General features: G+C 71.5%; 8 protein-coding genes and 1 other RNA gene. 5 read left to right on the top strand and 4 right to left on the bottom strand.

Going from position 1 to position 11,947, the window contains the following annotated elements:
• Positions 1 to 2: 2 nt before the first annotated feature.
• Positions 3 to 983: a MoxR family ATPase gene (locus KY498_RS07465; protein WP_101305789.1), complete on the bottom strand. Its 981-nt coding sequence runs from the start codon at positions 981 to 983 to the stop codon at positions 3 to 5.
• An 82-nt stretch (positions 984 to 1,065) separates the two neighbouring features.
• On the opposite strand from KY498_RS07465, the gene ffs reads away from it, so the two are divergent.
• The 5 genes from ffs to KY498_RS07440 all read left to right on the top strand — a co-directional run bounded on the left by ffs (position 1,066) and on the right by KY498_RS07440 (position 7,975).
• Positions 1,066 to 1,162: signal recognition particle sRNA small type (ffs, locus tag KY498_RS07460), an RNA gene on the top strand.
• Positions 1,163 to 1,265: 103 nt separating this feature from the next.
• A complete protein-coding gene (gene pta, locus KY498_RS07455) occupies positions 1,266 to 3,416 on the top strand; it encodes a phosphate acetyltransferase (RefSeq protein WP_191008046.1) in 2,151 nt (716 codons plus the stop codon).
• Positions 3,413 to 4,603 (top strand): acetate/propionate family kinase, encoded by a 1,191-nt coding sequence (locus KY498_RS07450; RefSeq protein WP_191008047.1) that lies wholly within the window; start codon positions 3,413 to 3,415, stop codon positions 4,601 to 4,603. Before pta ends, KY498_RS07450 begins: the two co-directional genes overlap by 4 nt.
• Before the next feature lie 67 nt (positions 4,604 to 4,670).
• Entirely contained in the window at positions 4,671 to 5,399 is a 729-nt protein-coding gene (locus KY498_RS07445; protein ID WP_191008048.1) for an HAD family phosphatase, read from the top strand.
• Between the two features lie 32 nt (positions 5,400 to 5,431).
• Positions 5,432 to 7,975, top strand: coding sequence for a glycoside hydrolase family 65 protein (locus tag KY498_RS07440; RefSeq protein ID WP_191008049.1), 2,544 nt, complete (start codon positions 5,432 to 5,434; stop codon positions 7,973 to 7,975).
• A 42-nt stretch (positions 7,976 to 8,017) separates the two neighbouring features.
• Here the strand turns inward: KY498_RS07440 and KY498_RS07435 are convergent, their stop codons facing one another.
• Genes KY498_RS07435 through KY498_RS07425 form a run of 3 tightly spaced genes read right to left on the bottom strand, consistent with a single transcriptional unit; the run spans position 8,018 to position 11,773 of the window.
• Positions 8,018 to 9,583 carry an HNH endonuclease signature motif containing protein gene (locus KY498_RS07435; protein ID WP_223848853.1) on the bottom strand — a complete coding sequence of 522 codons (1,566 nt, stop codon included), beginning with the start codon at positions 9,581 to 9,583 and terminating at the stop codon, positions 8,018 to 8,020.
• On the bottom strand, positions 9,583 to 10,293 hold the full coding sequence (locus tag KY498_RS07430) for a helix-turn-helix domain-containing protein (RefSeq protein WP_101305794.1): 711 nt from the start codon (positions 10,291 to 10,293) through the stop codon (positions 9,583 to 9,585). The genes KY498_RS07435 and KY498_RS07430 overlap by 1 nt, the downstream gene beginning before the upstream one ends.
• Positions 10,286 to 11,773 carry an APC family permease gene (locus KY498_RS07425; protein WP_101305795.1) on the bottom strand — a complete coding sequence of 496 codons (1,488 nt, stop codon included), beginning with the start codon at positions 11,771 to 11,773 and terminating at the stop codon, positions 10,286 to 10,288. Before KY498_RS07425 ends, KY498_RS07430 begins: the two co-directional genes overlap by 8 nt.
• Positions 11,774 to 11,947: the final 174 nt, after the last annotated feature.

Below are 11,947 nucleotides of genomic sequence, written 5' to 3'. Positions count from 1 at the left end.
CCTCAGCGGGTGGCCAGCGGCACTCGCACCGACCCGACGATCGCGCGCAGGACGGCGGCGATGGTGTCGGCCGACGAGCGCCCCCGCGCCGACGCGGTGCCGCGGGCGGCGATGAGGCGATGGGCGAAGACCGGTTCGACGAGCGCGGCCACGTCGTCGGGGATGACGAACTCGCGGCCGTCGAGCGCGGCGCGCACCTTGGCGGCGCGCACCAGCTGCAGGGTCGCGCGCGGACTCGCGCCCAGCCGCAGATCCGGGTGCTCGCGCGTGGCGCGCGCGAGCCCCACGGTGTACTCCTCGACGGCGGGGGAGACGTGCACCCCGCGTGCCCACGCGATCAGGGCGCGCACATCCGCGGCGCCGAGCACGGGGGCCACCCCGTCGAGCGGGTTGACGGTCTCGCGCTGGCGGAGCATGAGCGCTTCGCTCGCGGCATCCGGATAGCCCATGGAGATGCGCATCATGAAGCGGTCGCGCTGCGCCTCCGGAAGTGCGTAGGTGCCCTCCATCTCGAGGGGGTTCTGCGTGGCGACGACGAGGAACGGATCGGCCAGCCGGTGGCTGGTGCCGTCGACGGTCACCTGACGCTCCTCCATCGCCTCCAGGAGAGCGGACTGGGTCTTGGGGGAGGCGCGGTTGATCTCGTCGGCGATGACGATCTGCGCGAAGATCGCCCCCGGCTTGAACTCGAACTCGCGGTCCACCGGGTTGTAGACGCTGACCCCGGTCACATCACCCGGCAGAAGGTCGGGGGTGAACTGGATGCGGCGCACGCTCGCGTCGATCGAGGAGGCCAGCGCGCGGGCCAGCATGGTCTTGCCCACCCCCGGCACGTCCTCGATGAGGAGGTGGCCCTCGGCCAGCAGACAGACCAGCGCGGCGCGCACGGCATCCGGCTTGCCGTCGATCACGCGCGTGACGGAGGTCTCGACCGCCTCGGCGGCCCGGGCGAACGTGGCGGCGGTGAGCGGGTGGTCGGGCATGCGTCTCCCTGTCTCAGCGGCGGTGCTTGCTCGATGCTAACCCGGCTGGCGAGCCGCGGGCGCGACGTCGGGTAAACTCGCATGTAGCTCTCCGCGAGACGGCATCCAGGCCAACTCCCCCAGGACGGAAACGTAGCAAGGGTAACCGGGCTCTGCCGGGTTCGCGGAGAGTCTTTCTTTTGCCCGACGGGGTACGGACCGCGCCGTGCTTCCGTCCCGCCGGAAGGTTTTCTCCGGCAGATCCCTCACGGCCCCGCGGGGGCCCCGCCTAGGCTGGAACCCGTGGCGCAGAGCATCTACATCACCTCCACCGAGGGCCTGTCCGGAAAATCCACGATCGTTCTCGGAGTGCTGGACGCGCTGAGCCGTTCCACTCCGCGGGTCGGGGTGTTCCGCGCCATCGCGCGCTCCATCGACGAGCGCGACTACGTGCTCGAGATGCTGCTCGACCACATCGGCGTCGACCTCGACTACGAGGAGGCGGTCGGCGTCACCTACGACGACGTGCGCAACGACCCGGATGCCGCGCTCTCGCGCATCGTCGAGCGGTTCAAGGCCGTCGAGGCGAAGTGCGACGCGGTCGTCGTCGTCGGCAGCGACTTCACCGACGTCGGCTCCACGAGCGAGCTCGGCTACAACGCGCGCATCGCCGCGAACCTCGGCGCGCCGGTGCTCGTCGTGCTCAACGGGCGCGGTCACGAAGGCGACCGTCTCGGGGTCAGCGAGGCGCGCACGCCGCAGCAGCTGGCGCAGCTCACCGCGCTCGCGCTCACCGACATCACGCACCAGCGCGCCGAGCTGTTCGCCGTGATCACCAACCGCGCCGACCCCGATCACCTGGACGAGATCAACGCGGCGATCGGCGAGGTCGTGCGCGACGTCCCGGCCGTCGACGGCAGTCGCGAGGCCGACGTGGCCGTGTGGTCCATCCCCGAGGACGTGTTCCTCGTCGCTCCCGCCGTGCGCGACATCATGCTGACCCTCGGCGGCACGCTGCTGCGCGGCGACGAGGCCCTGCTCGTGCGCGAGGTGCTCGACGTCGTCGTCGCCGGCATGTCGCTCAACAACATCCTTCCGCGACTCACCGAGGGCGCCATCGTCATCGTCCCCGCCGACCGCACCGAGGTGCTGCTGGGCCTGCTGCTGGCCAACTCCTCGGGGACGTTCCCGTCGATCGCGGGCATCATCCTCAACGGCCCGTTCCCGCTGCCGCCCGCGGTGCAGGACCTCATGGTCGGCCTCGACTCGCCGCTGCCGATCATCCAGACCGACCTCGACACGTACGACACCGCGGTGCGGGTCATGGGCACCCGGGGTCGTCTCGCGGCCGGCTCGCAGCGCCGGTTCGACACCGCCCTGGCCCTGTTCGAGCAGCACGTCGACACCGACGAGTTCACGCGCGCGCTGGGCCTCGCCCACTCCACCGTGGTCACGCCGCTCATGTTCGAGTACCAGCTGCTGGAGCGCGCCCGCACGGGACGCAAGCGCATCGTGCTGCCCGAGGGCGGCGACGACCGCGTGCTCAAGGCTGCGGCGACGGTGCTCGCCCGCGGCATCGCCGACCTCACGATCCTCGGCGACGAGGCCGAGGTGCGCGGCCGGGCCGTCGAGCTCGGTCTCGACCTCGGCGCCGCACAGGTGCTCAGCCCCTTCGACCCCCAGATCGTGCACCGCTTCGCCGAGGAGTACGCGGAGCTGCGCAAGCACAAGGGCATCACGTACGAGAAGGCGGCCGACACCATCACCGACGTCTCGTACTTCGGCACGATGATGGTGCACCTCGGCCTGGCCGACGGCATGGTCTCGGGCGCCGCGCACACCACGGCGCACACGATCCGTCCCGCCTTCGAGATCATCAAGACCCGGCCCGGCGTCTCGGTCGTCTCGAGCGTGTTCCTCATGGCGCTCGCCGACCGGGTGCTCGTCTACGGCGACTGCGCGGTCATCCCCGATCCGACGGCGACGCAGCTGTCCGACATCGCGATCTCGTCGGCCGCGACCGCTCGCCAGTTCGGCATCGACCCGCGTATCGCGATGCTCTCCTACTCGACCGGCGAGTCGGGTTCGGGTGAGGACGTCGACAAGGTCCGCGAGGCCACGGCCTTCGTGCGCGAGCGCGCACCGGAGCTGCTGGTCGAGGGTCCGATCCAGTACGACGCGGCCGCCGACGCCGCCGTCGCCAAGGCGAAGATGCCCGATTCCGCTGTCGCCGGACGGGCCACCGTGTTCGTGTTCCCCGACCTCAACACGGGCAACAACACCTATAAGGCCGTGCAGCGCTCGGCGGGCGCGGTCGCCATGGGCCCTGTTCTCCAGGGGCTCAACAAGCCGATCAACGACCTGTCGCGCGGTGCGCTGGTCGAAGACATCGTCAACACGATCGCGATCACCGCGATCCAGGCGCAGAACCAGCAGCAGGGAAACAACGCATGACCGTCGTCCTCGTCATCAACAGCGGCTCCTCGTCGTTCAAGTACCAGCTCGTCGACGTCGAGTCGCAGACGGCGCTCGCATCGGGACTCGTCGAGCGCATCGGACAGGAGATCGGGTCGGCCCGGCACAAGACGGGGGATGCCGACCACACGCGCGAGCTGCCCATCCCCGACCACACCGCAGGCTTCCGCGTGATGCTCGATGCGTTCGAGGAGTACGGCCCGTCGCTCGTCGAGACCCCGCCGTCGGCCGTGGGCCACCGCGTCGTCCAGGGCGGCGCGCGCTTCTTCCGTCCGACGCTCATCGACGACCTCGTCGAGATCAACATCGACGAGCTCTCGGTGCTCGCGCCGCTGCACAACCCCGGAGCGCTGCAGGGGATCCGCGCGGCACGCGCGGCGTTCCCCGTCCTGCCGCACGTCGCGGTCTTCGACACCGCGTTCCATCAGACGCTGCCCCCGGCTGCCTACACCTACGCGATCGACCAGACGATCGCGCGCAAGCACCGCATCCGCCGTTACGGCTTCCACGGCACCAGCCACAAGTTCGTCAGCGAGGCCGCCGCCGACTATGTGGGACGGCCGCTGCGCGAGCTCAAGCAGCTCGTGCTGCACCTGGGAAACGGCGCCTCGATCACCGCGATCGACGGCGGGCACTCCGTCGACACCTCGATGGGGCTGACGCCGCTGGAGGGGCTCGTGATGGGGACGCGCTCCGGCGACCTCGATCCCTCCGTGCTGCTCGTGCTCGCCCGCCGTGAGGAGATGAGCCCCGGAGACCTCGACGACTTCCTCAACAAGCGCAGCGGCATGGTCGGTCTCGCCGGTGTCTCCGACATGCGTGACATCGAGGACCGCCGCGAGGAGGGCGCCGGTGCGGCCATGCTCGCCTTCGACGTCTACATCCACCGGCTGCGGGCGTACATCGGCGCCTACATCGCGCAGCTCGGCGGGGTGGATGTGATCTCGTTCACGGCCGGGGTGGGGGAGAACTCGCCGCTCGTGCGTGCGGAGGCCCTGGCGACGCTGGGATTCCTCGGCATCCGTGTCGACGCGGAGCGCAACGAGGCCCGCGAACGCGGCATCCGCACGATCTCGACCGACGACTCGAGCGTCACGGTGCTCGTCGTGCCGACCAACGAGGAGCTCGAGATCGCCCGTCAGACGCTCGCGGTCGTGGCCGACTGACACACCGATCCGCCGCGACGCGGCTCACCGATACGCGACGTCCGCACCTGCCCACTACGCTGAATCCGTGACAGCCGACCTTCCCGACCTCAGCGCTCTCGACGGCGTGCTCTTCGACCTCGACGGCGTGCTGACCCCGACCGCCGAGGTGCACATGCACGCGTGGGAATCGATGTTCACCGAACTGTTCTCCGCGTGGGGCATCGAGCCCGCGTACACGGAAGAGGACTACTTCCGGTACCTCGACGGAAAGCAGCGCTACGACGGCGTCGCGAGCCTCCTGCGCTCGCGCGACGTCGAGGTGCCCTGGGGCGATCCGGACGACGATCCCTCCGCGGACACCGTCTGCGGCATCGGCAACCGCAAGAACGAGGTGTTCGCGCGCGTCCTGCGCGCCGACGGCATCGCGCCCTACCCGGGCTCTCTGGCGCTCCTCGAACAGCTCCGCGCAGCGGGGACGCCGATCGGCGTCGTCTCGAGCTCCAAGAACGCCGAGGAGGTGCTGGCCGCGGCCGGCATCCGCGACTTCTTCCCCGTCATCGTCGACGGAGTGGTCTCGGCGCGCGAGGGGCTGCGCTCCAAGCCCGCGCCCGACATGTTCGCCGCCGGGGCCCGCATGCTCGGCGTCGACCCGGCGCGCAGCGCCGCCGTCGAAGACGCGCATTCGGGCGTCGCCTCCGCCGTGGCGGCCGGGTTCGGGCTCGTGGTCGGCGTCGACCGCGGCGCGGGTGCCCAGGCGCTGCTCGACCTCGGCGCGACGCTCGTCGTCGACGACCTCGCGGCGTTCGTCGCCTGATGACCGACCAGTCCGACGGAAGGATGGACAGGATGGATCGCGACCGTTTCCCGATCGACCCGTGGCGTCTGGTGGAGAAGCGCTTCTCGCTCGACGACGTCGGCGTCACCGAGACGCTGTTCGCGCTCGGCAACGGCTACCTGGGCCTGCGAGGCAACCAGCCCGAGGGCCGCCATGCCCACGAGCACGGCACATTCATCAACGGGTTCCACGAGATCTTCCCGATCCGCCACGCGGAGCAGGCCTACGGCTTCGCCGAGGTCGGCCAGACGATCATCAATGCGCCGGATGCCAAGGTCATGCGCGTCTACGTCGACGACGAGCCCCTGTCGTTCGACGTCGCCGACATCCGCGAGTACGAGCGCGCCCTCGACATGCGCAACGGGCTCCTCACGCGCCACGTGCGCTGGATGACCCCCAGCGGCAAGGACGTCGTCATCGATTTCGAGCGCATGGTCTCGTTCGAAGAGCGCCACCTCGCCGTGATGCGTGTCACGGTCACGGTGCTCAACAGCGACGCCCCGATCACGGTGAGCTGCCAGATCATCAACCGTCAGGACGGCGAGGACGTGTACGGGGGCTCGGCTCCCGGCGGCGGCACCGCGAAGGGATTCGATCCGCGCAAGGCGGAGAAGATCGAGGACCGCGTGCTCCAGCCCGAGGAGTACTGGCAGGAGGGCGACCGCGCCGCGCTCGCCTACCGCGTGACCGCGTCGGGGATGACGATGTCGGTGGTCGCCGACCACGTGATCGAGACGGACAACGAGTACTCGTCGCGCACGCTCATCGAGCCCGACATCGCCAAGAACGTCTACCGGGTGCAGGCGAAGGCCGGGGTGTCCGTGACGGTCACCAAGCTCGTCAGCTATCACACGTCGCGCGGGGTGCCCGCTCGCGAGCTGGTCGACCGCGGACGCCGCGCGCTGGACCGCGTGGCGGCCGAGGGCATCGAGCGCCAGTTCGAGCGTCAGCGCGAGTGGATGTCGGCCTTCTGGGACCGTTCCGACGTCGTCATCGGCGGCCACGACGACCTGCAGCAGGCGACGCGCTGGTGCCTCTTCCAGCTCGCGCAGGCCGCGGCGCGCGCCGACGGTCAGGGCGTCCCCGCGAAGGGCGTGTCGGGCTCGGGCTACAGCGGCCACTATTTCTGGGACACCGAGATCTACGTGCTCCCGTTCCTCATGTACACGACCCCGATCTGGGCGCGCAACGCCCTGCGGATGCGCTACCTCATGCTGCCGGCGGCCCGGCGTCGTGCGGCGCAGCTCAACGAGGCGGGGGCCCTGTTCCCGTGGCGCACGATCAGCGGCGAGGAGGCGTCGGCCTACTACGCCGCCGGCACCGCGCAGTACCACATCAACGCGGACGTCAGTTTCGCGCTCGCCAAGTACGTGCGCGCCACCGGCGACGACGAGTTCCTCTACCGCGAGGGCGTCGACATCGCCGTCGAGACGGCACGGCTGTGGGCGACGCTCGGCTTCTGGCGCTTCACCGAGGACGGCCAGCCCGAGGTGTTCCACATCCACGGAGTGACCGGCCCGGACGAGTACACGACGGTCGTCAACGACAACCTGTTCACGAACGTGATGGCGCGCTTCAATCTGCGCTTCGCGGCGCGTGCGGTGCGCGAGATGGCAGAGGACGCTCCCGAGCACTACGCGCAGATGGTCGAGCGGCTCTCCTTCGACCCGGCGGAGGCCGACGCGTGGGATGCCGCGGCCGAGGCCATGCACATCCCGTACAGCGAGGGCCTCGGCATCCACCCGCAGGATGAGGTGTTCCTCGAGCGCGAAGTGTGGGATCTCGAGAACACGCCGCGCGAGCAGCGTCCGCTGCTGCTGCACTTCCATCCGCTCGTGATCTACCGCTACCAGGTGCTGAAGCAGGCGGATGTCGTGCTGGCGCTGTATCTGCAGGGCAACCACTTCACCGACGAGGAGAAGCTCGCCGACTTCGAGTACTACGACCCGCTGACCACGGGCGACTCGACGCTGTCCGCGGTGGTCCAGGCGATCCTCGCCGCGGAGGTCGGCTACCAGGACCTCGCGCGCGAGTACTTCTCGCAGTCGATCTTCGTCGACCTCGGCGACCTGCATCACAACGCCGCGGACGGCGTGCACGTCGCGTCGGCCGGCGGGGTGTGGACCGCGCTCGTCGCCGGCTTCGGCGGCATGCGCGACCACTACGGTGAGTTGAGCTTCGACCCGCGTCTGCCGAAGGACTGGCTGTCGCTCTCGTTCTCCCTCCAGTGGCAGGGGACGAGCCTGAAGGTCGAGATCACCGCCGACGAGTTGCGCGTGGATGCCGGTGCCGGCGAGCCCGTCGCGTTCTCGGTGCGGGGCGAGTCGCTCGTCGTGCAGCCGGGCGCCACGGTGGTCGTGCCGTTGCGCGGCCAGGGGCCGGAGCTGTCGGGCCGCCCCACGATCAGCGACATCGGTGAGGCGCTGCGTGAGGACGGCACACTGCTGTCGGCCTCGGTCCCCACGATGACCACCTCGATCCCGGTGATCACCGGCAGCATCCCGGTGGTCGGTGCGGTCACGGGCGACGACGCGAACCTCGGCATCGACTCGTAGCGGTGCGACCCGGTCGCCGATGTGCCCGCGTTTCGGCGCGGGTCAGAACGGCGGCGGGTCCTCCGCGGCGGGGACGAACCTGACGATGGCGGGTGGGCGGTCGCGGTAGTGGTGTCCGGCCGGGCTCGTCCACTCGAGCGTGCCGTTTCTGAGGTGCCGGACGCGCCACGCCGTGTGGTGCTTCGTCGTATGGTGCCGCCGGCACAGGTGGGCGAGGTTGTCGTGGGCGGTGGCGCCGCCGTGCGCGGCCGCGGTCGTGTGGTCGATGTCGCACCGCTGCGCGGGGCGGGTGCAGCCGGGGGTGCGGCAGTGCTCGTCGCGGGCGGTGAGATAGCGGCGTAGCTCCGCGCTGGGGCGGTACCGGTCCACCGCGCGGACTTCACCGGTGTGCGGGTCGGTGAAGATCCGGTCCCAGCCGGGGGCGAGCCCCGCGAGGCGACGGGCGAAAGATGTGGCGATCGGGCCGTACCCCGCCAGCAGGGCCGGGCCGCCGGTCGGGTCGCCGGCGAGGGTGAGGGCGGGGATCGTGACGTGGATCCGCGCCGCGACGGCCTCGAGGCCGTCGCCGGTCGCGCGGGTCGTCGGCCGGCCGGTGAGCACCAGGTCGCTGAAGACGTCCGCGCGCACCTGCGCCAGCGTGCGGGCGTCCGACCGGTGGCGGCTGCCGGTTCGCCCGCCCCTTCCCGGGCCGGTTCCCCTGCCGTTCCCGGTGACCACGGCATCCTCGTCGCCGTGGTGTCCGCCATCGGAATCGGCGTCGGCGCGCGGCGTGGCCGCGTCGGCGTCGGCCTCCGGCTCGCGGTCGAGGATCGCGCGGGCGCGGGTGGTCAGGGCGTCGTGGATCGCGTGGGCGAGCGGGGCCGGGAGGTCGGCGATCAACCTCGCCATCCCGTCGTCGAGGTCGAACAGGCGCACCGAGCGCTCATCGAAGCCCCGACGGGCGGACTGCTCGAACGCGGCCGGGTCGATGCTCGCGGCGATCGCCGTGATCGCCGGCGCCGCGCGCGTCGGGGATTCGGATCGGGCGACCTCCAGCGCACGATCCTCGAACCGCGCGCGATCCTCGTCGCCGGTCAGCATGGTCCCGGTCCTGCTGATCGCCCAGGCATGACCGGCGTCGATCTCACCGGCCGCCCACGCCGCATGGGTGCGGGAGAACGAGGTCATCAGCTGATGCGCATCGGACATCCGCCGCTGCACGCCCCTGTCGGAAGCCCGGATCGCCATGCCCAGTTCGAGGCACACTTCGCGCACCGGGAGATCCGCTTCCCCCATCGGCAGAGCCCGGCCCTGCCGCTGGGCCTCCTGCCGTGACACCGCCACCCGGTCTGCGACGAGCTCGACCGCCGCCGCGAGCACGGCCGCTTCCTCCGCCTGCGCCGCGGCGATGCGGCGCCGGGCCGCCCGCAGACGCGTGACCAGATCATCCAACGCCGGCCAGGCCGAACCTCGAGCCGGGGCATCCGGGATCGCGTGCATCGTCACCTCCGCCCGGCCGAGGCCGGGAGGCAGAACCCGCTGAAACGAGGTGGGCACGCGCGGGACTTCTCCGACCCAGTATAGAACAAAGATTCGAATAATGCAACGGGTTCGGAAGTGTTCTCGCATCACGCGACGTACGGCGCGACGTCCTCGGCGACGGGGGTCAGCCGACCGAGCAGCTCGTCCGCCTCGACGATCCGGTGCCGCGGGCCGGAGAAGGCCAGCGCGCCGGCGATGCCGCCGTCGGCGCCGCGGAGGGGGACGGCCAGGCATCCGAACCCCGCCACGCCGCCGTCGAGCCGGCGCACACCGCCGATCCGCGCGAGCTCGGCCGCCGCGGTCGTCGCGGTGGGTCCGGAATCGCCCGCGGCGACCAGCATGAGGGCGCCGAGCGCGTAGCGCTCCGGCTCGCGCGCCAGGCGTACCGCATCGCTGAAGGGGAAATCGGGATCCTCGTCGAGCAACTGCACGCGGCGGTCGACGTACACGGCGACGTGGACGCCTCCTCGTATGGTCGATCGCGCGTCGGCGACCATGTCGTGGGCGCGGGTGGGCAGTCGAGCGGGGGCGGCGGCCGCGGCCAGCTGCGCCACCTTCGACCCCAGCGCGAATCCGGACAGATCGGGGGTGCGAACGAGGTACTCGTCCTCGACGAGCAGGTTGAGCAGACGGTAGGTCGTCGCGCGCGGCAGTGCGAGCCGTGTCGAGAGCTCGCGCGCCGTCACGCCGGCGCCGAGCTCCGCGACCGCTTCGAGCACCGTGAGCGCGCTGTGGATCGCGCGCGGCTGGCGCGCGGAGAGCGTCGGCTGCGAGGGGCCGGCGCGTGTCTCAGCCATCCCGGTCATCTCGTGCGATGCCGCCGAGCACGGCCGCGGCGACGGGGACGTCGTACGCCCCCAACGGGCCGATCGGGCGGCGCAGGCGCCACGCGATCAGGGCGGCCGAGACGGCGCCGACCGCGGCGGCGATCCACACGGCGGCGCTGCCCGCCGCGATGTCGGCCGCCGCGAAGGCGACCACGGCCCCCGACAGCGCGACGGCGGCGCACAGGGCCGTCACCGCGGCGAGCGACGTCAGCTCCCCGATCCTGCGCAGGAACAGCGGCACCGCGATGCAGGCGAACACGTACGAGACGATGTAGCCGATGCCGCCGAGGGCGATCGTGATGTGCATCGCGTCGCGGAGGTCGACGCCGCAGACGACGAGCGCCAGCGGAACGCCCACCACCGCGGGTAGGGCGATCGCGATGGCGCCGATGGGCGTGCCGTAGCGCGCGTGGGTGCGTCCCGCGAGGCGCGGCATGACGTCGTCGCGTCCCATCGCGAACAGCACCCTCGCCAACGCCGTGGTCGACCCGATGGCGCACGCCAGGAAGGATGCCGCGATGCCGAGGTCGGCGACGCTCGCCCACCCGCCGATGCCGAACGCGTCGGCGAGCTCGTTGAGCGGCGACGCGCTGGCGGCGAAGTCGCGGCGCAGCGCGGCGAACCCGGCGACCTGGGCGGCCGCGGCCAGGAGGTAGAGCAGGAGCGAGATCACGACGGTGGCGCGGACCGCGCGGGGGATCGTCCGCAGCGGGGTGCGCGCCTCCACCCCGAGCGTCGCCGCGCTCTCGAACCCGACGTACGCGGTCAGGGCGATGAGCGCCCCGGCGCCTACCCCCAGCGGCGTGTCGGCGGCGGGCGACGGCAGCAGCGCCGCCGGATCGACCGGACCGATCCGCGTCAGCAGCACCACGAGCAGGACGACGATGAGCACGACGGAGGCGAATTCCACGAGCAGCGCGACGCGAGCGGAGAGGCGGATGCCGCGGACGAGCACGAGAGTCAGCAGTCCCGCCTCGGCCAGCAGGACGCAGGCGATCCCGAGCGGTGCGTCGGCGGCCGGCCAGAACGGCCGGAGCAGGAGGGCGGTGTAGTAGGCGCCGCCGAGGAGCGCGAACATCGCGACGGCGGCGTACCCGACAACGGCGGCGGTTCCCGTCGCGAGTCCGCCCGCCGGCCCGAGTCCGCGCGCCGCGTACGTGTACAGCGCGCCCGACGCGGCGAGGCGGCGCGCGAACTGGCCGACGGCAGAGGCGACCAGCAGGCTCAGGACCCCGGCGACGAGCACCGACACGATGACGCCGCCGGGCGACACGCCGGCGACCAGGACCGTGACCGTGGTCGCCGCCGCGGCCGGGGCGACGGCGGCGACCGACTGCGCCATCACGTCGATGAACCCGACGCTGCGCCGGTCCAGGCCGTGCAGCGGTGAGCGTCCGCCGAAGTCGCGGACCGGCGCGGGGCTGCGGATCGCGCGCTCCAGTGCGGTCATCGTCCCTCCTTGCCCGCCGATGCTAGGGCGGCGCCGTTGCCGCCCCACGTCTCTCGTGTTTCCGCCTGGTTTCCCCGAATGAGACGCCGTCGGCGGGCCCTCCCATTCCGGGAGCGCGGGATTTTCACGGCCCGGAGACGGCGCCGTGACGGCCCTGCGCGACGATCCCGGTAT

Source organism: Microbacterium sp. PAMC21962 (genome assembly GCF_019443465.1).
Lineage (GTDB): Bacteria > Actinomycetota > Actinomycetes > Actinomycetales > Microbacteriaceae > Microbacterium > Microbacterium hominis.
The sequence above is the reverse complement of the archived record's forward strand: the minus strand, read 5'-3'. Positions and strand labels throughout refer to the sequence as shown.

Coding starts and splice junctions, on each gene's coding strand:
- KY498_RS07465 (WP_101305789.1), bottom strand. CDS start 983: ATGCCCGACCACCCGCTCACCGCCGCCACGTTCGCCCGGGCCGCCGAG.
- KY498_RS07450 (WP_191008047.1), top strand. CDS start 3,413: ATGACCGTCGTCCTCGTCATCAACAGCGGCTCCTCGTCGTTCAAGTAC.
- KY498_RS07440 (WP_191008049.1), top strand. CDS start 5,432: ATGGATCGCGACCGTTTCCCGATCGACCCGTGGCGTCTGGTGGAGAAG.
- KY498_RS07435 (WP_223848853.1), bottom strand. CDS start 9,583: ATGCGAGAACACTTCCGAACCCGTTGCATTATTCGAATCTTTGTTCTA.
- KY498_RS07430 (WP_101305794.1), bottom strand. CDS start 10,293: ATGGCTGAGACACGCGCCGGCCCCTCGCAGCCGACGCTCTCCGCGCGC.
- KY498_RS07425 (WP_101305795.1), bottom strand. CDS start 11,773: ATGACCGCACTGGAGCGCGCGATCCGCAGCCCCGCGCCGGTCCGCGAC.